Origin of the sequence: Adhaeribacter pallidiroseus (assembly GCF_003340495.1) — a bacterium.
GTDB classification, from domain to species: Bacteria; Bacteroidota; Bacteroidia; order Cytophagales; family Hymenobacteraceae; genus Adhaeribacter; species Adhaeribacter pallidiroseus.
Window position 1 is genome coordinate 4,225,464 of the sequence record NZ_QASA01000001.1, and the last position, 25,981, is coordinate 4,251,444.

7 protein-coding genes are annotated in these 25,981 nt (G+C 47.0%); all 7 read left to right on the forward strand.

Going from position 1 to position 25,981, the window contains the following annotated elements:
* The first annotated feature begins 30 nt into the window (after window positions 1–30).
* A complete protein-coding gene (locus tag AHMF7616_RS16980; protein ID WP_115373965.1) occupies window positions 31–4,677 on the forward strand; it encodes a T9SS type A sorting domain-containing protein in 4,647 nt (1,548 codons plus the stop codon).
* 462 nt (window positions 4,678–5,139) lie between these two features.
* Complete coding sequence (locus AHMF7616_RS16985; protein ID WP_115373966.1) at window positions 5,140–11,139, forward strand: T9SS type A sorting domain-containing protein; 6,000 nt, start codon at window positions 5,140–5,142, stop codon at window positions 11,137–11,139.
* Between the two features lie 300 nt (window positions 11,140–11,439).
* Complete coding sequence (locus AHMF7616_RS16990) at window positions 11,440–15,915, forward strand: T9SS type A sorting domain-containing protein (protein ID WP_115373967.1); 4,476 nt, start codon at window positions 11,440–11,442, stop codon at window positions 15,913–15,915.
* 396 nt (window positions 15,916–16,311) lie between these two features.
* Window positions 16,312–17,508, forward strand: coding sequence for a hypothetical protein (locus tag AHMF7616_RS16995; protein WP_147275714.1), 1,197 nt, complete (start codon window positions 16,312–16,314; stop codon window positions 17,506–17,508).
* A 95-nt stretch (window positions 17,509–17,603) separates the two neighbouring features.
* On the forward strand, window positions 17,604–20,870 hold the full coding sequence (locus AHMF7616_RS17000) for a T9SS type A sorting domain-containing protein (protein ID WP_115373969.1): 3,267 nt from the start codon (window positions 17,604–17,606) through the stop codon (window positions 20,868–20,870).
* A gap of 308 nt (window positions 20,871–21,178) precedes the next feature.
* Window positions 21,179–21,799: a hypothetical protein gene (locus AHMF7616_RS17005; RefSeq protein ID WP_115373970.1), complete on the forward strand. Its 621-nt coding sequence runs from the start codon at window positions 21,179–21,181 to the stop codon at window positions 21,797–21,799.
* Between the two features lie 108 nt (window positions 21,800–21,907).
* Window positions 21,908–25,771: a T9SS type A sorting domain-containing protein gene (locus AHMF7616_RS17010; RefSeq protein WP_115373971.1), complete on the forward strand. Its 3,864-nt coding sequence runs from the start codon at window positions 21,908–21,910 to the stop codon at window positions 25,769–25,771.
* Window positions 25,772–25,981: the final 210 nt, after the last annotated feature.

Sequence of the window (25,981 nt, forward strand, 5' to 3'; positions counted from 1 at the left end):
AGTGTCTCCTCTCTTTAAAACCCGATCGATATGAAAACAACTTTTTCAATTGGAAATGCGCATTTTCTTTTCTTCTATCCTACCTGCTGGGAGCAAGGCTTTCTTTTGCTGGCTGGCCTGCTGGTTTCCTTCTCCTCCCTAGCTCAAACAAAGCTCTGGGATAAAACCTTAATCGGTGGAAATTCATTTGTAGTAGTACACCAAACGAGTGACAATGGCTACATTCTGGGCGGTAACTCTTCCGAAGGCATTGGTCACGATAAAACCGAAGCCAATAGAGGCGAAGTAGATTATTGGGTAGTAAAGTTAAACGCCGATGGTACCAAAGCCTGGGACAAAACTTTTGGCGGAAACTCCTCTGACAACTTAACTAATCTGCTACAGACACCTGATGGAGGCTATATCTTAGGAGGATATTCCAACTCCGGAAAAAGCGGGGATAAAACGGAAGCAAATAAAGGCGGAGCAAACGTGTACGGTGAAATTACCAATGATTACTGGCTCCTTAAAATTAATGCAAATGGTACGAAACAATGGGATAAAACTTTTGGAGGCAATAACCACGATTATCTGAAAGCCCTGCAACTAACAAGCGATGGCGGTTACATACTAGGTGGGGTTTCCCGTTCCGGTAAGAGCGGTGATAAGAGTGAAGTTAATGTAGGGCCTAAAGATGAATACGGTGACTATTCTTTTGACTGTTGGATCATAAAGATTGATGCGACCGGTAAGAAGGTTTGGGATAAAACTTTGGGCGAAAAACGTGATGATGGGCTTGTTAATTTGGAGGTTGCGCCCGATGGCGGCTTTCTGCTGAGCGGTTTTATAGGTAATAATTTTAAAATATTTAAAATAGCAGAAGATGGCACTAAAACTTCAGAAAACAAGATCAGCGTTAATAACATCAGGTCTTTTCAAACTACCACCGATGGTGGCTTTATTGTGAGTTATAGTCCAGTCTCTACTTGGAATTTTGGTCTAGTAAAGTTTAAAGCCGATGGCACGAAAGAATGGAATAAAATATTTGGCGGAAAGGATGTGGACCGGCTGGAAACGCTCCAGCAAACGCACGATGGAGGTTTTATTCTGGGTAGCACTTCAAATTCCGGCTTGGGCAACGATAAGACGGAAGCCAGTAAAGGATTTGATGATTATTGGGTAGTAAAGCTGAGCGCTAATGGAACAAAAGTTTGGGATAGAACCTTTGGCGGTAATGGCGGCGAATGGTTACAATCACTCCAACAAACCCGGGATGAGGGTTATATTTTGGGCGGCACCTCTGGTTCCGACAAAAGCGGTGATAAATCAGAAGAAGGACGTGGCTTTTGGATTGTAAAGCTAGATAATAAAATTCGTCAAAATCAAAACATCACCTTTGAACCTATATTGCTCAACAAAGCAGTAGGCGATGCTCCCTTCGCGCTTGTGGCTCAAGCTAGTTCCGGATTGCCGGTTAATTTTAAAATACTATCTGGGCCGGCTACAGTCAGCGGCAATATGGTTACGCTTACCGGGGTTGGTACGGTAAAAATTCAGGCTTATCAAGCAGGTAACGCTACTTATAATTTCGCAGAAGTTACCCATAGCTTTGTGGTAGAAGAAAAAAAAATTGTTAAAACAGAATGGGATAAAACGCTCGGTGGCTTTAACCTGGACCATCTTACCGCCATGGTGGCTACTCCGGATGGTGGTTACTTAGTAGGCGGCTATTCGGTTTCGGGAAAAACCGGAGATAAAAGTGAAAATAATAAAGGAACACCGAACCAACCAGGATACTATTTGGCTGATTATTGGGTGGTGAAACTTAACCACCAGGGAGCGAAATTGTGGGATAAAGCTTATGGCGGCACGGAAGCAGATAAACTTACAACTATTATTGTTACTCCGGATGGTGGTTATCTGCTAGGTGGTACTTCTGCCTCAAGTCAGTCCGGCGATAAGAGTCAGGAAGGTAAAGGAAAAACCGACTTTTGGCTCGTAAAATTAGACGCCACTGGCCAGAAGATCTGGGATCAAACCTACGGGGGCAGCGAAGCAGATAATCTGAGTACTTTATTGGCTACGCCCGATGGGGGGTACTTGCTAGGAGGAAGCTCCGAATCGGGTAAAAGCGGGGATAAAAGTCAAGTTAGTAAAGGCAACAGTGATTATTGGCTTATCAAAATAGATGCCCAAGGCACAAAAATTTGGGACAAGACTTACGGAGGAAGCGAAGCTGATAAGCTGAACGCCATAGTAGTTTCGGCGAATGGAGGCTACCTGATTGGCGGTTCTTCAGCCTCGGGTAAAAGCGGGGATAAAAGTCAGGAAAGCCGAGGTATTGAAGATTACTGGATTCTTTGCCTGCAAGAAGATGGTACCAAGCTGTGGGATAAAACATACGGCGGCTTAAAAGAAACCTATTATCCGGAAGATTGTACTGCCGATCCTCCGGACCAATGCTTACACGATGCAGGTAGTTCCATCTTAACTACTTTACTTACTACTCCAGATGGGGGTTATTTGTTAGGTGGTTATTCGAGTGCTGAAAAAGGAGCAGAAAAGAGTGATAACAACCTGAATGTAATTTATGATGCAGGATTAAGCGACTATTGGGTAGTAAAAATAGATAGTATGGGCACTAAAGTTTGGGATAAAACGTATGGCGGCATTAACACAGAGATAAATTTTTTTGTTTTTACAGGTAACTCTGAACTTAAAAATATCATCCCTACTCCGGATGGCAATTATCTGCTGGCGGGTACTTCTAATTCAAAAAAAGGAGGCGAGAAAAGTGAAGACAACCGGGGTGGGGCAATTATTGAATATCCATTGGGGGAAGGGTCATATAGGATATATACTTTAGGAGCAGAAGATTATTGGCTGGTTAAGATTGATGGAGAAGGCACCCAAAAGTGGGATAAAACCATTGGTAGCTTAGATTATGATGGGCTTGCCGCAGTAGTGCCTGTTACGAACGGTGATTATGTAATAGCCGGTACTTCGGCGGCATACGGGATTGGGGGAGATAAAACAGCAGCGTCCCAGGATACTAACTTTATTTACCATTATAAGGAAGATTACTGGGTAGTAAAAGTGAAAGAAGACACTCCCGTTCAATCAGCCTGGAACAGGCGCTACGGTGGCAGTGGTACGGATAACCTTACCTCCACCATTAAGACCCAAGATGGCGGCTACTTAAGCGGCGGCTACACCAACTCCGGCATAAGCGGCGATAAGTCGCAGAACTCGCAAGGTAAGAACGATTACTGGCTTGTGAAATCCGACAAAAATGGCAAGAAACTCTGGGATAAACGTTATGGCGGCTCGGGCGACGATTACCTGAACCGGGTGATCCAAACAGCTGACGGTGGTTACTTACTAGCGGGCTCTTCTTTTTCGGGTAAAAGCGGCGACAAGTCTCAGGCCAGTAAAGGTAACCTGGATTACTGGCTGGTGAAAACCGATCAGCTGGGCAACAAAGAATGGGATAAAACCTACGGCGGCTCCGGCGAAGAGGAACTCGTCAAAGTCATTCAACTGCGTACTGGCGAGTACGTGTTGGGCGGCTTCAGCAACTCTCCCGTAAGTGGGGATAAAACCCAAGCTGCTCAAGGTGGAAGGGATTACTGGCTCGTCAAAATTTCCAAAAACGGTACTATCCTCTGGGATCAACGCTATGGTGGTTCTATGGAGGAAATGCTAGGGAGCTTTATCGAGACTCCCGATGGCGGCTACTTACTCGGAGGATCTTCCTTGTCCGGGAAAAACGGGGATAAAACGCAAAGCAGCCAAGGAGTTAGTGATTACTGGGTCGTGAAAACGGATAAACAAGGCACCTTAGTCTGGGAGAAAACCTTGGGTGGTAATCAGCAGGATGAAGGCTACTCGGTGGGTATGAACTCCGCTAAGAACTACTTTATTTCCGGCACGAGTTCTTCGGGTAAGAGCGGCGATAAGAGCCAAGAGAGCAAAGGAGGCAAAGATTACTGGCTGGTTACCTTGGATCAGAATGGCAATAAGCTGTGGGAGCGTACATTCGGCGGCAGTAAAGATGATGAACTCCGGGCCAGTACTTTCACCAGCCAAGGCCACTATGTTTTAGCGGGTCATTCCTCCTCCGAGGTCAGCGGCGATAAAACCCAGGCTAGTCAGGGCGAGAGCGACTACTGGATCGTAGAAGTTGACCAGCAAGGCAACCAAGTACAAGACTTACGTTATGGTGGCAGCGGTACGGAAGAGTTAAGAACGGTAACGCAAACCAAAGACGGCGGCTTACTTTTAGGTGGCAGATCTAACTCGGGGGTAAGTGGCGACCGTACCCAGCCGAGTCAAGGTAGTACCGATTACTGGCTCGTGAAAGTAGCCCCGCAAACCAGTCCCATGGTCGCTGAAAGAACAGCTACTCTAGCCCAAGAACCAGCAACTCCAACGGAATTCCCTGCTATAAAGGCTTATCCTAATCCTTTCCAAAACCAAGTATCTATAAGCTTTACCTTACCCGAAACGCAACCTACTACTATAAAAATTTATGATCTTCAAGGTCGGGAAGTAGCCACTTTATTTAAACAAGAAGCAAAAGCCCACTACTTCTATTCCCTGAAGTGGCAAGCCAGCAATAAAACTGCAGGAATGTATTTCCTACAATTACAAACCCCTGACAAACATTATCAAGTAAAATTACTCCTGACTAAGTAACACATGTAAGTAATATTTATAATCAGTCGGAGTAAGCACTTTCCGGCCACATTACACATTAAATTTTAATACAGTTGGCTTATCAATCCAGTACCGGCCTGCATAAAAGTTTTTTTAAATTATTTTTAAAAAAACGCAAATCTCTCCTTCTGTTTTAGGAGTTCTGGGCTCGTATTTTTTATTTCGGGATGAGTACGGGCCTGTTTAGTTACATAAAACCTTATTCCTAACTTTTGCTTTTAACGCCTTACAATAGCTTATTTTTCAAGATATCGATCACCTGTACTTTATCATTTATTTAAGCAAAATCTACTGGAGTCATTTTAGAAAAATGCTTAACTTATAAGGCCGTTTTATAAGCTTCTCGCATTTACCGCCCCTACTTTCTGGTTGTAATTTTTTTTGATCAGTGATTGCGCGTAGTCAAGTTTCCTTTTATACTATTTTAAAAAGCCCAAACCTATGAAAACACCCTTACTTGCTTTTTATAAAAATGCCCCAATTTTTAAGCTTTGGGGGCACCGCCTGGTATGGCTGCTAGTTTTTTTAAATATTTACATTCTCCGGTTACACGCCCAAGGCATCCAATGGGATAAAACTTTGGGCGGAGACAAATCTGATCAATTTTCAGCTTTAGTAATCACCACTGACGGGGGATCCCTGATCGGCGGTACTTCTTCTTCCAATAAAAGCGCCGATAAATCGGAAGATTCAAAAGGAGGTGATGATTATTGGATAGTAAAACTCCGGTCTGATGGCACCCAGGAATGGGATAAAACCATTGGGGGTAGTTATACGGATAACCTAACTACGATGCAGAAGACTCAGGATGGGGGCTATATTTTGGGTGGTTGGTCCTACTCTGATGCAAGCGGTGATAAAAGCGAAAACAATAAACAAACTCTCTATTCTTCTCCCGATTACTGGGTGGTAAAACTAAATGCCAATGGTAGCAAAGAATGGGATAAAACTATTGGGGGTAATGGCGGTGATGAACTACGTTTTTTGCAGCAAACCCGTGATGGCGGGTATATTTTGGGAGGTACTTCTAATTCCGACAAGGGTGATGATAAATCAGAAGATTCGAAAGCTGTTGATGAATCTCCGGATTATTGGGTAGTGAAGCTAAATGCCGACGGCAGTAAGGCCTGGGATAAAACGCTGGGCGGTAATGATAACGACGACTTGCAAACCTTGCTGCAAACCCCGGACGGCGGTTATCTTTTAGGCGGTTTTTCTTCTTCCCATAAAAGTGGCGACAAATCGGATAATGCTAAAGGAGCGGATGATTACTGGATCGTGAAACTACTACCCGATGGCACCAAAGCCTGGGATAAAACCATTGGTTCGGGTGGTGTTGACCAGTTAACCTCTCTTCAACAAACCCCCGATGGTGGTTATATGTTGGGGGGCTACTCTAATTCCGGTAAGGGCGAAGATAAAACCGTAGATAGTAGAGATTATGATTTCTGGTTAGTGAAGTTGCAGGCCAATGGCACCCAGGAATGGGATAAAACCATTGGCGGCACCCAAGGCGACTACTTACGCATTATGCAATCCACCAGCGATGGCGGTTTTCTACTGGCTGGTTTCTCGGAATCTGGGAAAGACGGGGATAAAACCGGGGACAATAAAGGTTCTTATGGCTATGACTACTGGATAGTGAAGGTAGCGGCCAATGGCACCCAGGAATGGGACAAAACCATTGGGGGTTATACAAACGATATATTGCAATCTTTTCAGTTTGCGCCGGATGGCGGCTATATGCTGGGAGGCTACTCTAATTCCCAAATCGGCGGGGATAAAACCGAAGAATACCTTGGGGGAGAATGGGATTATTGGGTAGTAAAAGTAAAAGAAAAGGGTACCAAAGAGCAAATCATCACTTTCGATCCGATTCCAAATAAAACGCTAGTCGATAGGCCCTTCGCCCTTTCGGCCCGGGCCAGTTCGGGCCTTCCGGTTACCCTTAAGGTTATTTCGGGTCCGGCTACTATACAAGATAGTATCGTTACCATAACCGGCATGGGCGAAGTTATTATTAAAGCAACCCAGGCGGGAGATGCTATCTATCTTTCGGCACAGGATGTTACCCGGACTTTTCAGGTGGAAGGAGAGAATCCGGTTCCGAAACAATGGGACAAAATCCTGGGTGGTAACGGACGTGATGTACTTACAACAATGGCTACTTCCTCTGACGGCGGCTACTTATTAGGCGGCTACTCTGCCTCGGGAATAACGGGCGATAAAAGCCAGACCAACCGGGGAGGCACCGATTATTGGATTGTTAAAATAAACAGCAACGGTTCTAAAACATGGGATAAAACCTTCGGGGGCAGCCAGGATGATAATCTCTCTGCCATTATTCCTACTCCGGATGGGGGCTATTTGCTGGGCGGCACTTCCGCTTCCAATGCCAACAACGATAAGAGTGAAGCCAATAAAGGCCGGAGCGACTACTGGGTAGTAAAGATAGATGCACAGGGGGTGAAACAATGGGATAAAACCTTTGGGGGCTCGGACTTAGATTTCCTTCAAAGTATTGTTCCTACTTCCGATGGCGGCTACTTACTGGGAGGTTACTCTTATTCAGATGTTGGCGGCGATAAAAGTAATGCCAATAAGGGCGATTGGGGAGCCGATTACTGGGTAGTAAAAATAGATCAACAAGGTCAAAAAACGTGGGATAAAACCTTCGGCGGTTCAACCGATGACATACTTAGCGATGTGGTTGCTAGATCAGATAACGGGTACTTATTAGGAGGATATTCTTCATCGGGCAAATCCGGGGATAAAAGCCAGAATTTTAAAGGAGGTTATGATTACTGGGTAATAAAAATAGATAGTAATGGCAAAAAACTTTGGGATAAAACAGTTGGCGGCGATTCAGATGACCGCCTGGGTTCCTTAACTATTGGATCCGATGGAAGTTATTTGCTGGGCGGTTATTCCGAATCTCATAAAAGCTCCGATAAAAGTGAAGATGGTCGCGGCAGTAATGATTATTGGCTGGTAAAATTAGATGCCACTGGCAAAAAAATTTGGGATAAAACTCTGGGCGGTGAATCGGATGATCGCTTAAGTTCCCTACTACCGCGCGCAGATGGGAGTTGCCTGCTGGGCGGTTCTTCGGCATCAGATAAAACAGGTGATAAAAGCCAGGTTAGCCGGGGAAGCTACGATTATTGGTTAGTTAAAGTAGATACGAACGGTAAAAAACTTTGGGATCGGGCGTACGGCGGCAACAGTAGCGATTTTTTAAATTTTCTTGTGCCAACGGCCGATGGTTATGTCGCGGGAGGTTGGTCCCAGTCCGATAAAAATGGCGACCAGAGCGAAGCCAATAACGGAGACCTGGATTACTGGATTTTAAATGTAAAGGATAATGGTAAAAAAGAGCAAACAATTGCGTTCGACGTAGTCTTAAATAAAACAGTAAAGGATAAACCTTTTTTGCTTTCGGCGCAATCTACTTCTGGGTTGCCGGTACAATATGGGATTGTTTCGGGGCCAGCTAAAATAAAAGATTATACGGTTACTCTTACGGGTACCGGACAGGTTACCGTTAAAGCAACGCAGGCCGGAAACGCAAACTACCTGGCCCAGGAGGTTATGCAAGATTTCCTGGTAGAACCAGCCAATCCTGTTACCAAGATTTGGGAAAAAGCCTTTGGTGGCAGCGCCGGAGAAATTTTTACCAACATCATTCCCACACCAGATGGTGGTTACTTGCTAGGTGGCACTTCTAGTTCAGGTAAGAACGGCGATAAATCTACGCCTGGTAAAGGGAGTGAAGACTACTGGATAGTAAAAATTGATAATAATGGTACCAAAATCTGGGATAAAACTTTTGGGGGTACAAGCATTGATGAACTTCAAGACTTAATTGCTACTCCGGATGGCGGTTACTTGTTAGGCGGTACTTCTAGTTCAGGCATTAGCGGCGACAAAACCGAGGCAAGTCGTGGTAGTGCCGACTACTGGTTAGTAAAAATAGATGCCCAGGGCAAAAAACAATGGGATAAAACCTTTGGCGGTAATCAATACGAATACTTCCGAACTTTAGTAAATGCCCCAGGGGGCGGCTACCTTCTGGGTGGTGTTTCCGAATCCGGTAAAAGCGGGGATAAAAGCCAGGCCCTAACGGGTACGTGGTTAGTTAAAATGGATGCCAATGGAAATAGAATATGGGATAAAAGCCCGGGGCATAATATTGATCTTCGGGATATGGTAGCCACTCTGGATAGCGGTTACCTTCTGGCTGGTATAGGATACTCTATCGTCAAAATAGATGGCACCGGAAAAGAAGAATGGCATAGAAATTTTAGAGGCGGCGAACAGCTACGTTCCTTAATTGCTACTATGGATGGAGGTTATCTGTTGGGTGGGATTTCTCAATTAGACAAAGGAGGCGATAAGACGGAAAATAATCGGGGTATTAATGATTACTGGGTAGTAAAGGTAAATGCTACTGGTAATAAAGAATGGGATAAAACCATTGGTGGCGCGGGCCGCGATGAACTTTTTTCGCTACTAGCTACTTCCGATGGCGGTTATTTACTGGGTGGTTATTCTGCTTCCAACATCAGCGGAGAAAAGAGCCAGGTACACCGCGGTTCCTGCGGCAATGATATTGTTAACTGCGGGCCAGATTACTGGGTGGTAAAAATTACGAACACCGGACAAAAAGTTTGGGATAAAACCATTGGGGGTAAGGACGCCAGTATACTGGATGAAACAATAACTGCCATGGTAACTACACCTGATGGCGGCTATCTTCTGGCTGGTTACTCTAACTCAGATAGAGGGGGTGATAAGAGTGAATCGACTAGAGGTTTTCTAGATTATTGGGTAGTGAAGATAAAAGAAGAACAACCTAATATAACTGCCTGGAATATGCGCTATGGGGGTACAGGTCAAGATAATCTTACTTCGGTTATCAAAACCTACGATGGGGGCTACTTATCGGGAGGCTACACCAACTCGGGTGCAAGCGGTGATAAAACCCAGCCTAGCCAAGGCCAGAACGACTACTGGATCGTGAAATCGGATAAGAACGGCCAGCAGATTTGGGATAAACGCTATGGGGGCAGCGAAGATGATTACCTGAACCGCGTCATTCAAACGCAAGATGGCGGCTACTTACTGGCGGGTTCTTCCTTGTCGGGTAAAAGCGGCGACAAGTCTCAGGCCAGTAAAGGTAACCTGGATTACTGGCTCGTAAAAACGGACGCTCAGGGCAACAAAGAATGGGATAAAACCTACGGCGGCTCCGGCGAAGAGGAACTCGTCAAAGTTATTCAACTGCGTACTGGTGAGTACGTGCTGGGCGGACACAGCAATTCCCCAATCAGCGGGGATAAAACCCAAGCTGCTCAAGGTGGAAGGGATTACTGGCTCATCAAAATTTCAAAAAATGGCACGCTGATCTGGGATCAACGCTATGGTGGTTCTATGGAAGAAAAGCTAGGGAGCTTTATCGAGACTCCAGATGGCGGCTACTTACTCGGAGGATCTTCCTTGTCCGGGAAAACCGGGGATAAAAGCCAAGTAAGTCAAGGAGCGAGTGATTACTGGGTCGTGAAAACCGATAAAAACGGAAAATTAGTCTGGGAGAAAACCTTTGGTGGTAATCAACAGGATCAAGTTTACTCGGTGGGTATGAACTCCGCTAAGAATTACTTTATTTCCGGAACGAGCAGTTCGGGTAAGAGTGGTAATAAAACCCAGGCAAGTCAAGGTGGTAAAGATTACTGGTTAGTTACTTTAGATGAGAAAGGTACAAAGTTATGGGATAGAACCTTCGGCGGCAGTAAAGATGACGAACTGCGGGCCAGTACTTTCACCAGCCAAGGGCATTATGTTTTAGCGGGTCACTCCTCCTCCGAGGTCAGCGGCGATAAAACCCAGGCTAGTCAGGGCGAGAGCGACTACTGGATCGTAGAAGTTGACCAGCAAGGCAACCAAGTACAAGACCTACGCTACGGCGGCAGCGGTACGGAAGAACTCCGCACCGTGACCCCGACCAAAGACGGCGGCTTACTGCTGGCCGGCAGATCCAACTCGGGCGTGAGTGGCGACCGGACGCAAACCAGTCAAGGCAGCACCGATTACTGGCTCGTGAAAGTAGCCCCGCAAACCAGTCCCATGGTCGCTGAAAGAACAGCTACTCTAGCCGAAGAACTACAGGTAAAATCCAAAGCTTTCATCCTGCAAGCTTACCCCAATCCTTTCCAAGGCCAAATAACCATCCGCTTTTCGGTAGAAACTACTCAACCCGTTAACTTAACAGCATACGACAGTGAAGGCAGAAAAGTAGTAACCTTGTTTCAGGGAGAAGCACAAGCTAAGCACGTGCAGCAGGTAGAATGGCAAGCTAAAAATCAGGTTGGCGGCTTGTACTTCCTGCGCTTACAGACTGATGGTAAAGTACAATACCACAAAGTACTCCTGACCAGGTAAGTTTTTTAAATTTTTTACATTCTTAAAGCCGGCTAAGCTAATACCAGCCGGCTTTTTTAATTTTATAAGGTCCTGTTCGTAGAATTATTCACATCATCCCAACATCTTAATTTTATGCAATTAAAACTTAGCGCAGCAATAAATAATTCAACATCAATCATCTTAAAATACCTAAACTTAGGTATTGCAGCTACTCAGCCGTAAGCTTACATTTATACCACATACCAATACGCTGGAGCAAACCAACAGCTGCCAACTTATTCCGGTAAGTGCTACTAATTTTAAAATTTCTACTAATTTATGAAAACAAAATTTACTTCCCCTGTTCGCTGTTTGGCCAAACGGACGTGGCGGGCAAGTTGGCCCCAACTAGCCAGCTGCTTAATACTATTACTCGGCTTCCGCTACTCTACCCTGCAAGCCCAAACCAAACAATGGGATAAAACCTTGGGCGGTAGCAAAAATGATCAACTAAGTATTTCCCAACCTACTCTGGACGGCGGCTATATTTTGGGCGGCACTTCGGAATCTAACCAAAGCGGGGACAAGTCGCAAAATAGTAAGGGCAGTCAGGATTACTGGATCGTAAAACTCGATGCTACCGGCAACAAACAATGGAATAAAACCTTCGGTGGTACAGATTATGATCAGCTAGGAGCCTTGCAGCAAACTGCTGATGGGGGCTATATCTTGGGCGGTTCTTCTCGATCAAATAAGAGCGGGGATAAATCCGCTAACCGGAAAGGCGGTACAGACTACTGGATAATAAAACTAGATGCATCCGGTACTAAACTCTGGGATAAAACTTTGGGGGGCAGCAGCGGAGAAGGATTAACAGCCCTACAACAAACCGCGGATGGCGGCTATATTCTGGGCGGCTATTCCTTATCATCAGCTGGTCAGGATAAATCTGAGAATAATAGAGGTGGTATTGACTCCGATTTCATTGATTACTGGATTATAAAACTAGATGGTTCCGGCACTAAACAATGGGACAAAACCTTTGGCGGTACTTACGACGATGGCTTAACGTCCCTACAGCAAACCCCGGATGGCGGTTATCTGCTGGGTGGGCAATCTGCTTCAAATAAAAGTATTGATAAAAGTGAAGACAGCCGGAATCCAAACAATATTTTCAGTTACGATGGTTGGGTAATTAAGATTAACGGCCAGGGACAAAAAGAATGGGATAAAACACTGGGGGGTACGAGCGACGAGGCTATAACCACCCTGGAAACTACTTCCGATGGCGGCTATATGTTAGGTGGTTGGTCGGCTTCCGGAATTAATTTCGATAAATCTGGAGCCAATAAAGGACAATCCGATTATTGGCTGATTAAGTTAACTGCCACGGGCCAGAAAGTTTGGGATAAAACCCTGGGTGGTAACGATACCGACACGATGACTTCCCTGGAACAGGTAAGCGATGGAAGTTATATATTGGGCGGCTCTTCTTACTCGAACACGGGCGGTGACAAATCCGAAGACAGCAAAGGTGAAGGGGATTACTGGGTAGTAAAAGTAGATGCGAAGGGCAGTAAAATATGGGACAAAACCATTGGCAGTGCCGGAAAAGATGAATTAAGATCGATTCGCCAAACGAAAGACGGCAACTATATTTTAGGGGGCACTTCTGGCGCTAATAAAAGTGGCGATAAATCTGAAATCAGCAAAGGCCTTGACGATTATTGGGTTGTAAAGTTAACGGCTGCTAATATTCAATCCCAAACCATTACTTTCGAGGCTATCCCCAATAAAACTATTTTTGATAAAACTTTTGCCCTGAAAGCTACGTCTAGTTCGGGTTTACCGGTTAGTTTTCGGGTAGTATCGGGGCCAGCTACCGTTCAGGGCAATCTGGTTACGATTACCAGTACAGGCACGGTTACCATCGAAGCTTCGCAGCCGGGAAATGCAACTTATAAACCAGCTTCCAAAGTAACGCAAACCTTTGTGGTGGAAGCACCCATCACCAAGCAATGGGATAAAACATTAGGTGGCAGCGAGGCTGATTTTCTTTACGCTATGGTGCCAACTGCGGATGGCGGTTATTTGTTGGGGGGTTCTTCTTCCTCGCCGCAAAGCGGAGACAAAAGCCAACCCAGTCAGGGCGGTTCCGACTACTGGATTGTAAAAGTAGATAACACCGGCAAAAAACGCTGGGATAAAACCTTTGGCGGAAATGGCAACGACCAAATGCAAGCCATAGTTGCTACTCCCGATGGCGGCTACTTACTGGGGGGTACCTCTGCCTCGGGTAAGAGCGAAGACAAAAGCCAGGAGAGCAAAGGAAAAGAAGATTTCTGGCTAGTAAAAATAGATGGCAACGGCCAAAAACTTTGGGACAAAACCTACGGCAGCGATTCGACGGATGCTTTAATTTCCTTGATTACTACCACCGATGGTGGTTTTTTGCTCGGAGGTTACACGATTGGCGGTAAGAGCGAAGATAAGAGCCAGCCGAGCCGCGACACTTCTACAGACCCGAATGACTCCTACTACCGGGGTGATTACTGGGTAATTAAAATTAACAGCCAAGGTCAGAAAATATGGGACAAAACTTTGGGTGGCAGCAAAGGCGACCGCATAGGCAGTATTGCTGTTACTACCGGCGGTTATATAGTATCGGGTGGCTCTAATTCAACTATTAGCGGCGACCGCACCGTCTCCAATAGTTACGATGGTGAGCCTAACGCTGGCTTTCTGGCAAACGATATTTGGCTGGTGAAGCTGGGCGAAAACGGGCAAGTTATCTGGGACAAAAGTTTAGATGCCGGTTCTCGTTACGACCATTTCAGTGCGGAAATTTTAGCTACCTCCGACGGCAATTTCGTGGTGAGTGGCGAAACCTATTACGACCACGACACAGTTTTATATACCGTATTTAAGGTAAATAAAGAAGGGCAGCCCATTTGGTTTAAATTCTTTACAAGTGGAACAGGCAGTTACCGGGGAGCAATTATTCAAACGCCTGATGGCGGTTACTTGCTGGGCGGAGAGTTAACCAAAATAGATGCTAACGGCGAAATAGTATATACCTACCCGCTCTTTGCTGAAACTTTATTCAACACGCCGGATGGGGGCTACTTACTAGGTAACAGTTCGGCAGCAAATAAAACTGTTGTTAAGAGCGAAGATAGCCGCGGCAGTTATGATTACTGGGTGGTTAAAATTAAAGAAGATAGCCCTAATGCCTTAGCCTGGAACCTGCGTTACGGGGGTACCGGCAACGAAGGCTTACTGGCCGTACAAAAAACAGCCGACGGCGGCTACTTAGCCGCCGGGTACACCAACTCCGGGGTGAGCGGCGATAAAACCCAGCCCAGCCGCGGTAAGAACGACTACTGGCTGGTAAAAACCAACGCCGCCGGTCAGAAACAATGGGACAAGCGCTTCGGCGGCTCCGACCACGACTACTTGAACCGGGTCATCCAAACCCCGGATGGCAGTTTTCTCTTAGCCGGTTCTTCTTTCTCGGGCCAGGGCGGGGACAAAAGCCAGCCTTCCCGCGGTGGTCGTGACTATTGGATCATTAAAATTTCCAGCGCTGGCGTAAAGCTTTGGGATATGCGCTTTGGCGGCAGCGGCGACGATGAACTCAAGAAAGTGGTGCAGCTGGCCACGGGCGAATACATCCTGGCCGGCTACAGCAACTCCCCCGCCGATGGCGATAAGAGCCAAGGCAGCCGGGGCGGTACCGACTACTGGCTGGTAAAAGTAAGCAGCACGGGCACCAAAATATGGGACAAACGCTATGGCGGCAGCTTAAACGACGAACTCAGCGGTTTGGTAGAAACAGCCAACGGCGGCTTCTTGCTGGCGGGTAGTTCTTTGTCGGGCAAAGGCGGCGAGAAAAGCCAGGTCAGCCGGGGCGGCCAAGACTTCTGGCTGGTGCAAACCGATAGAAACGGCAATAAGCTATGGGATCAGACGTACGGCGGCAGCGGCGAAGACGAAGCCTACGCCTTAAGCCGGGCCGGGAACATGTACTGGGTAGCCGGTCAGAGCAACTCGCCGCAAAGTGGCGAGCAAACGCAAGCTAGCTTTGGCGGGACAGACTTCTGGCTCCTGCAAGTAAGCAGCACGGGCGCAAAAATGTGGGATAAACGTTATGGCGGCAACCAGGACGAAGAACTACGGGCCGGTATTGTCACCCAAGACGGCGGCTACTTATTAGCGGGTCGCTCCTACTCAGGACGGAGTGGCACTAAAACCCAGGCCAGCCAAGGCGTAAGTGATTACTGGATCGTGAAAGTAGATCCGCAAGGTACTTACCAGTGGGATCAGGCGTTTGGCGGTAGCGACGTGGAAGAACTCCGGGCCGTAACCCAGGCTACGGATGGCAACTACGTACTGGCGGGCCGTTCGTACTCGGGCGTAAGTGGCGACAGAACCCAGCCCAGCCAGGGCGGTAGTGATTACTGGCTGGTAAAAGTAAATGCTCCCCAAACTTCCTCCCTGGTAGCTACTCGGGTTAGTAACCTCGTACCAGAAGAAGTAGCGGTAAAAACCGAAGCTTTAAACTTACAAGCTTACCCCAACCCGTTCCAGGAGAAAGTAACCGTAAGCTTCGCGGTAGAAACTACCCAGCCCGTGAGTTTGCAGGCGTACGATAGCCAGGGCCGCAAAGTAGCGACCCTCTTCCAAGGTCAGGCGCAAGCTAAGCAGCCGTACGAAGTAGAATGGCAAGCTAAAAACCAGGCTACCGGCTTGTACTTTTTACGCCTGCAAACTGCCGGTAAAGTACAACACCAGAAAGTACTGCTGACCAGGTAATTTTTTAAATTTTTACTTTTCCCGAAAGCCGGCCGGAGCATCTCTAGCCGGCTTTTGTATTTTCTTAAGAAAACCTGCTAAAAGTGGCTTCAGTAATAGCTATAAGCAATGACTAGAACGTAAAAACGCAATAACAGAAAGTACTGTGCTCCTTCGGTAAACTTAAAATTTAAAAAATTACTTTAACCAGCTACTCAGTAGCTGGCTGAGGCGCTTTATAGACTTGGCAAGCGGTAAAAATACCTAACCTTAGGTATTGCTTACTGTATCATATAACCATAATATTGTCAGAGAGGTATCCTAAGCAACCGGTACATAACTACTGTTATCCTCCAAAGCAAGCGGCTTCCGTTGTTGCGTACTTTCTACTAAAAACATTCTTCTACATATCCTGCTATGAAAACATTTTTTACCCGTGCTATTTCCTTCTTACAACAACATGGGCTTCGCCAAAGCTGGCAAAAAGCCATGGGGCTATATCTACTTCTCCAGTGTCTGATGCCGGCGGCACAAGCCCAGAAAATACAATGGGATAAAACCCTGGGCGGCAAAGCCGAAGAAACGTTAAGATCCGTTCAGCAAACCCGCGATGGCGGCTACATTGTTGGCGGCTATTCGGAGTCGGGCAAAGGAGGCGATAAATCTGAAAAAAACCGGGGAAATCATTTTGCTCCGCAAGACTATTGGGTCGTTAAGTTAAAGGTCGACGGCACCAAAGCCTGGGATAAAACCTTTGGTGGCAAAGACAGTGATCGGTTAACGGCCATTCAGCAAACAAGTGATAACGGCTATATTCTGGGTGGTTATTCCGATTCCGGCAAAAACAATGATAAATCCGAAGATCGGATAGGGGTTAACGATTACTGGCTCGTAAAACTAGATGCCGCGGGTAATAAGGAATGGGATAAGACTTTGGGTGGTGATCAGGCCGACTATTTAACGGCTATAGTTCAAACTCCCGACGGGGGTTATGTAGCGGGTGGTTATTCCGATTCCGGTAAAAGCGCCGATAAAAGTCAAAGCAGCAAAGGCAGCACCGATTATTGGCTTATAAAAATAAATGCCCAAGGTCAAAAAGTGTGGGATGTAACTGTTGGCGGCAATGGTCAGGATAATTTAATATCGTTGCAATTAACCCAGGATGGTGGTTTTATTCTGGGAGGTAGCTCGCAATCCGGCATTAGTGGTGATAAAACAGAGACGAACAAAGGCGGAGAAGATTATTGGGTAGTAAAACTAAACGCTACCGGGCAAAAAGAATGGGATAAAACCCTGGGTGGTGCCCGAAATGATTATTTTGCGGTTGTTCAGCCAACGCCAGACCAGGGCTATATGGTGGGGGGATCCTCTGAATCGGATAGCAGTAGTGATAAAAGTGAAAATAACCGCGGCGTAATGGACGAAGATGGGTATATCTCGGCAGATTATTGGGTTGTAAAATTAAATGCGGCAGGCGCAAAAGTTTGGGACAAAACCATTGGCGGAAATTCTGACGACGCTTTAAGTGCCATTCAACAGGTAAGCGATGGCAGTTATGTGCTGGGAGGCTCTTCTTTTTCAGGGGTACGGGGGATAAATCAGAAGAAAATATAAGTGATTATGACTACTGGTTTTTAAAAATTGATAGTTCGGGCAAGAAAATCTGGGATAAAACCATCGGCGGCGATAGGAATGATTATTTACAATCTTTGAAACAAACCCAGGATGGCGGCTATATTCTGGGCGGTAGTTCTAGTTCCGGTAAAGGCGGCTATAAGAGCGAAAGCAACCGCGGTACCAACGGCTATAGCCTGGATTATTGGGTTGTAAAAACGGATAGCACCTACAAAAAAGCCCAAACCATTACCTTCGATCCCATACCGGACCAGATTATTAGTGAAACCCCTTTAACCCTTACGGCCAAAGCCAGTTCCGGATTACCCATTACCTACACCTTGGGCGGTTTTCCGGAAACAGGCGCTACTTTAATAAATAATAGACTTATTTTTAAAAATCCGGGTGGCATTTGGGTTACTGCTTCCCAAGCCGGCAATGCTGAATATGGCCCGGCGGTGCGTGTTTTCCAGTTTTTTAAAGTAATTGCTCCGGTAACCAAAAACTGGGACCGTACCTTGGGAGGTAACAAAGAAGATAGATTAAGTACTTCCTTAGCCACTCCGGATGGGGGTTACCTGCTGGGTGGTTCTTCTATCTCGGATCAGAGCAACGACAAAAGTCAAACCAATACGGGCGGTCAGGATTTTTGGGTGGTAAAAACCGATAGCCTTGGTCAGAAAGTGTGGGATAAAACCTACGGTGGGCTCGCTAACGAAGAGCTGAAAGCCCTGGTGGCTACTCCGGACGGCGGCTACCTGCTGGCCGGCACTACTTTTGCCGGCACCCTCGACGATCTAAACCTTACCCGCCGACCGACTGCCGATTACTGGGTAGTAAAAATTACAACCGATGGCACCCAACTCTGGGAGAAAACCTTTGGAGGCAGTCTCGGCGATGCCCTGGCGGCCGTAACCGCTACCCCGGACGGCGGTTTCTTGTTGGGTGGCACCTCCGTATCGGGTACCAGCCGCGACAAAACCGAAGCCAGCCGCGATCTAAGTCCGGCTAAAGATTACACGTACCAAGGCGATTACTGGCTCGTCAAAATAAACAGCCAGGGCCAAAAGCTCTGGGATATAACCTTAGGCGGCCCGGCCGCCGATAACTTATCCGAGATACTCGCTACCCCGGATGGCAACTACCTGTTAGCCGGCTATTCTAACTCCAGTACCGGCGGCGATAAAACAGCACCCAATGCAAGTACAGCCAGTAGCGGTAACCAGGATTTCTGGATTTTAAAAATAAATGCCCAAGGCCAAAAAATCTGGGACAAAGGCTTTGGCGATACCGCTCTGGATTATTACGTGCCTACAATTATAGCCACTACCGATGGCAACTACCTGCTGGGCGGTCGAGCAACCACTGGTAAAAAATCCTATCAAAGTGTATTTAAATTAGATCCCCAAGGAAATAAAATCTGGCAGCAACAGTACGATTTTGGCGGCGGAGTCTGGAATAACCTGCGGTCCCGGTTAGCCATGATTAACACCCCCGATGGCCGCTACCTGCTCGCCGGCTCCAGCAATCCCTACGCTACCTTTACCCAATACCGCCTCCAGAAAATAGATGCCAACGGTATTGAACTGTGGGGGAAGCAATTCGGCAGCGACAATAGTTACCTCGACAGCTACGTGGCCGATTTAAAAATTACCCCGGATGGCGGCTATTTACTAAGCGGCTGGTCTAACTCCGACTCTACCGAAGATAAAAGCGCGGCCAGTAAAGGCGGGTTTGATTACTGGGTTATAAAATTAAAAGACCTGGAACCACCGGTATTAGCCGCCTGGGATTACCGCTACGGCAGCGCCGCAGCCGATAACTTTACCACGGTAATTAAAACCAACGATGGTGGCTATTTGGCCGGTGGGTATTCGGCGGGGAGTGTGGGCGGCGATAAAACCCAGTTTGGCCAGGGAAGCACGGATTTCTGGATTGTGAAGACCAACGCGGCCGGCAAAAAGCTGTGGGATAAACGCTACGGCGGCACCGGCCACGATTACCTGAACCGCCTGATTGCCACTAAGGACGGCGGTTATTTACTCGGCGGCAGTTCGTTTTCGGGTAATAGCGGTGATAAAACACAAGGCAGTCGCGGCGATCGCGATTACTGGGTTGTGAAAATAGATGCGGCGGGCAACAAACAATGGGACAAACGTTTCGGTGGGTCGGGCTCCGACGAATTAAAAAAAGTAATGCAACTTACTACGGGCGAATACGTGCTGGGTGGCTACAGTAACTCTCCGGTAAGCGGCGACAAAACCCAAACCAGCCAGGGCGGCACGGATTACTGGCTCGTCAAAATTAGCAGTACCGGGGATAAAATATGGGATAAACGCTACGGCGGCGCTTTAAACGAAACCCTGAGTGGTTTTGTGCAAACCTGGGATGGCGGCTTTTTACTAGGCGGTAGTTCTTTATCGGGTGTGGGCGGCGACAAAACCCAGGCGAGCCAGGGCGAAAGCGACTTCTGGCTCGTGCAAATAGATAAAAACGGCACCAAACGTTGGGATAAACGATTTGGGGGCAGCGGCCAGGACCAGGTATTTGCCGTAGGCCAGGTAGAAAACGATTTCTTTATCTCGGGGCAAAGTAACTCGCCGGCCAATGGCGACAAAACCCAAACCAGCCAGGGCGGTCAGGATTTCTGGCTGGTAAAAGTAAGCGCCACCGGCGGCAAACTCTGGGATAAACGTTACGGCGGCGATAAAGACGATGAGTTACGGGCCGCCATTCAGCAACCCCAAGGAGGGTTTGTATTAGCGGGTACTTCTTACTCCGGCGTAAGCGGCGATAAAACCCAAGCCAGCCAGGGCAACAGCGATTATTGGCTGGTACAGGTAGATGCCAACGGCCACTTGCAAAAAGATTTTCGCTACGGTGGCACTGGCGCCGAAGATTTGCGCACCGTGTTGCCAACCACCGACGGCGGTTACTTGTTAGGGGGTCGTTCCGATTCCGGCATCAGCGGCGATAGAAACCAGTCCAATCAAGGCCTTACGGATTACTGGCTCGTGAAAGTAGCCCCGGATTCCAGTTCTACCGGTATAATCGCCAGTCGGGCGGCAACTGTTTTCGATCCGGTAGTTGCCCCGGAGCAAACCAGTATACTTGCTCACCCCAACCCTTTCGGGGAACAAGTAGTTATCCGCTTTATCCTGGCCCAAACCCAACTGGTAAGTTTGCAAGCCTACGACAGCCAGGGCCGGCCAGTAGCTACCATTTACCAGGGACAAATTACCGCCAATAAAACAACCGAACAAACCTGGCAACCCGCTCCCACGCTGGCCAACGGCGTGTATCTCTTGCGCCTGCAAACCCAAAGTAAAGTTATGTACCACAAAGTCCTGCTTTCCCGCTAAATTTTTCCTTTGGTCTGCTTGCGGGCAAGCAGACCAAAGGAAAATTTAAAAAAAATGCACTTGATCCAAATTGGAAAGAAGCATACCAAGGTTCTTTCTCCTTTATTTAAAAATTAAGTGATCTTAAATATAAGTAACAGGACAAAATTAATTTGATAAAAACCTAAGTTTAAGTACTTGATTATTAATTTATTAACGAACGAACAACTAAAAACGAACAACTACTTACACCGTCTGTTTTTTTAAATTTTTACTTTTTTCTCCAGCGGTTTTTAAACTTTATCCCGCATTTTCTTCCACTACCAGATATGAAAACATCTTTTACATTCCGCTCCTTTCCGTTTCGTTTACCAGTAACCTGGCTCCCAATAGCGAGCTTTTTCCTGCTGGGCCTAAGCTTCGCTAATCCAGCCCTGGCCCAAACCATCCAGTGGGATAAAACGCTCGGTGGCTTCCATGACGACATACTAACGGCGATGCAGCCCACGAGCGATGGCGGTTATATTGTGGGGGGCTCCTCCTCCTCGGGAATAGGTGGCGATAAAAGTGAACCTAACCGAGAAAACTCGTTTAATTCTAACGACTACTCTGATTATTGGATAGTAAAAACGGATGCGAAAGGTCAAAAAGTATGGGATAGAACTTTTGGCGGTGATTATTATGAATTTTTAAGTACTGTGCAGCAGACTAAAGATGGAGGTTATATTTTGGCTGGCACTTCGCATTCTAATATAAGTGGGGATAAAACCGAAAACAGTAAAGGCCAAGCAGATTTTTGGGTAGTGAAGGTAGACGCGACTGGTAATAAACAATGGGATAAAACCATCGGGGGAAAGTTAGATGATCAGTTAAGTTCTGTTCTGCAAACAAGCGATGGTGGTTATATTTTGTACGGAGGATCTGAATCCAATACAAGTGGGGATAAATAAGAAGAAAGCAAAGGAAGCCATGACTATTGGCTAGTAAAGATAGATGCCACTGGTAAAAAAGAATGGGATAAAACCTGGGGAGGCAATAATTACGATTTTTTAAGTGAATTGCGACAAACTGCGGACGGGGGTTATATTCTGGGAGGTAGTTCCAGTTCTGATAAAAGCGGGGATAAATCGGAACCCAACCGAGAAAATAAAGCCCTGTATCGGGGAACTAGCGATTATTGGATCATAAAATTAAACGCCACCGGCCAAAAACAATGGGATAGAACATTTGGCGGGGCAGTAAGTGATTACTTAGCTTCTCTGCAACAAACCAGCGATGGGGGCTATATCCTGGGTGGGTCATCTAACTCGGGCAAAAGTGGCGATAAAAGCGAAGCGCTCCGCAGTAGTTGCGCCGATACTTATTGCAATGATGACTACTGGGTAGTAAAGCTCAATGCCACGGGCCAGAAAGAATGGGACAAAACAATCGGTGGGAATAATAGTGATGCGCTAACCAACCTGCTACTAACCCAGGAGGACGGGTATATGCTGGGCGGGTATTCCAATTCCGATATAGGCGGCGATAAATCGGATGGTAGAAAAGCGAAGAGTACAGATTATTGGGTAGTAAGGCTGGATGCGCTGGGCAATAAACTGGCGGATAAAACCATTGGCGGCAACAAACAAGATCAACTTACGGCTTTAGTTAATACGCCCGATAATGGTTTTCTCCTGGGCGGGTACTCTTATTCTGGCCGTAACGGCGATAAAACGGAACCGAACCGAGACCCAAATATTGAACTCTACAGCGAAACGTATGATTATTGGCTCGTTAAAATAGACAACAGCCTCAAGAAAGATCAAACTATTGCTATGGATTCCATTCACTATAAATCGCGTCTGGATTCGCCTTTCGCTCTTTCCGCCAAAGCCAGTACCGGCCTGCCCATTACCTATAGTATTGTATCAGGACCGGCCACCGTGAAAGGCAATGTAGTTACATTAACCGGTAAAAATGGTTTAGTTACCGTAAAAGCTACCCAGGCCGGCAATGCCACCTACAATCCGGTTACTATCACGAAATCTTTCCAGGTGTATTTACCCGCCCCTATTACCAAACAATGGGATCGGTTCCTGGGTGGCCAGGGCGGAGATAACCTGGAAGTCATGGTAGCCACCCCGGATGGGGGCTACTTACTGGGGGGTAGTAGTTCCGGTTCCGGCATCTCGGGGAACAAAAGCGAGTCCAACCGGGGAAAATACGATTACTGGGTTATCAAAGTAGATGTAAATGGATATAAAGTTTGGGACAAAACCTTTGGTGGCTCCCAATACGATTTCCTGAAAGCTTTGGTGGCTACCCCCGACGGCGGTTACCTGCTGGGCGGCACTTCGCAATCGGGTATAAGCAAGGATAAAACCGAAGCCAACAAAGGCGAACCCGATAAATACGGGAGCCCGGATACGGATTACTGGGTTGTAAAAATTGATGCTAACGGTAACAAACTTTGGGATAAAACCATCGGCGGCGACTTCCAGGAGAGCTTAACTTCTTTAGCCGCGGCTCCCGACGGGAGCTACTTGCTAAGTGGCCTTTCGTTGTCTGGTATTAGCGATGACAAAACCGAAGACCGGAAAGGCTGCGACGAGGAATATCCGGATTATTGCTTTACCGATGTCTGGGTAGTAAAGTTAGACCATGACGGGAACAAACTCTGGGACCGTACTTTAGGTTATCAAGGATCTAGCGACTATCCAACCTCGCTGGTAGCTACACCCGATAATCAGTTTCTGTTGGGTGGTACTTACAATGGTTATTGGTTACTTAAGCTCGACACCAACGGCCAGCAGGTTTGGGAAAAGTCTTTTGAGTATGGTACTTTACAAAAGCTCATTGCTACTTCTGATAGTGGGTATTTACTGGGTGGTACGTCTAATTCAGGCATTACCAAAGATAAAAGCGAACCCCCTATTAAAACCCCCGACCTGTATACCACTACCGATTACTGGCTAATAAAAGTAGATGCTAATGGTAACAAAGTGTGGGATAAAACGCTAGGTAGTACTAGCGAAGACGAATTAGCATCCCTGGCCGAAACCCCTGATGGTGGCTTTTTGGTGGGCGGCACGTCGGGCGGGAACTTAGGCGCCGATAAAAGCGAAGATTCTCAGTCTTCCGATATGTGGTTGGTTAAAATCAACGGCACCACGGGACAGAAGGAGTGGGATAAAACCTTTAGCTTTGAAGGTCCGAATAATTTAAAAGATGTAATTGTTTCCCGCACGGGGGATTATTTGGTGGGCGGTAGCTTCGACCCGAAATATGTAAAATCTGAAGACTGGAAAGGTAGTTCTGACTATTGGGTAATTAAATTAAGAGAGTTTCAAACTTCTTCACTAGCCTCTTCCTGGGAAATGCGCTACGGCGGCAACGGTACCGATAACCTTACCTCTACCATTAAAACTACCGATGGCGGCTACTTAAGCGGCGGTTACACCAACTCGGGCGTAAGCGGCGACAAGAGCCAAACCGCTCACGGTAAAAACGACTACTGGATTGTAAAATCCGACAAGAACGGCAAGAAAATCTGGGATAAACGCTATGGTGGTAGTGGTGAAGATTACCTGAACCGCGTGATACAAACGGCTGACGGTGGTTTCTTACTAGCGGGTTCTTCGTTCTCAGGCAAGAGCGGCGACAAGTCCGAAGCTAGTAAAGGCAACCGCGACTACTGGCTGGTAAAAACCGATGTGCAGGGCAATAAACAGTGGGATAAGACTTACGGCGGTTCCGGGGAAGAGGAACTCGTGAAAGTTATTCAACTGAGTACGGGCGAGTACGTACTGGGCGGGTATAGCAACTCGCCAACCAGCGGCGATAAAACCCAAGTAACACAAGGAGGAACGGATTACTGGCTCGTCAAAATTTCAAAAAATGGCACTTTACTCTGGGATCAACGCTACGGGGGCAACTTAGCCGAAACGCTCGGCAGCTTTGTTCAAACTCCCGATGGCGGCTACTTACTCGGAGGCAGTTCCTTGTCGGGTAAGTCCGGGGATAAAAGCCTGGTCAGCCAGGGAGCGAGTGATTACTGGGTGGTGAAAACGGATAAACAAGGCAAGATCGTCTGGGAGAAAACCTTGGGTGGCAATCAGCAGGATGAAGTCTACTCGGTGGGTATGAACTCCGCTAAAAACTACTTTATCGCCGGCACAAGTTCTTCCGGCAAAAGCGGCGACAAAAGCCAAGCAAATCAAGGAGGCAAAGATTACTGGTTAATCACCCTGGATCAGAATGGCAATAAACTGTGGGATCGTACTTTTGACGGCAGTAAAGATGATGAACTTCGGGCTAGCACGTTTACCAGTAAAGGCCACTACGTACTGGCCGGTCATTCCTCCTCCGAGGTAAGCGGCGATAAAACCCAGGACAGCCAAGGCGACAATGATTACTGGGTAGTAACCGTAGACCAGCAAGGAAATAAAGTACAAGACTTGCGTTATGGCGGCAGCGGTACGGAAGAACTCCGCACCGTGACCCAAACCAAAGATGGCGGTCTGCTCTTAGCCGGTAGATCTGCTTCGGGCGTAAGTGGAGATAGAACGCAACCTAGTCAAGGCGGCACGGATTACTGGCTCGTGAAAGTAGCTCCCCAAACTAGTCCAGCAGTAGCCGCCAGACAAGCTAACTTGGTAGCAGAACCCGTAACGCAACCGGTATTCATCAACCTGCAAGCTTATCCCAACCCGTTCCAAGAGAAAGTTACCATCCGCTTTTCGGTAGAAACTACCCAGACCGTGAGTTTGCAAGCCTACGATAGTCAGGGCAGAAAAGTAGCTACTCTTTACCAGAACCAAGCTCAAGCGCAACAAGTATATCAGGTAGAATGGCAAGCTACTTCACAACCCACTGGTCTGTACTTTTTACGTCTGCAAACGCAAGACAAAGTACAAACCCTGAAAGTACTCTTAACTAAGTAAGTTACTTCTAGTAGTAGCCAACAACCAGCACACGATTATGCTGGTTATTGGCTATTAATTACCGATTGAGTTACCCCAAAATACCTGAATCAGGTGTTTTCCCATGCGGCATTTAAAACTAACTTGTGTTCCAACGCTGATTGCTGATTCAGGGATAAGAAATTAAAAATACTTATTACGAAACACTTACTTGGGTCAATCCCAATCGGT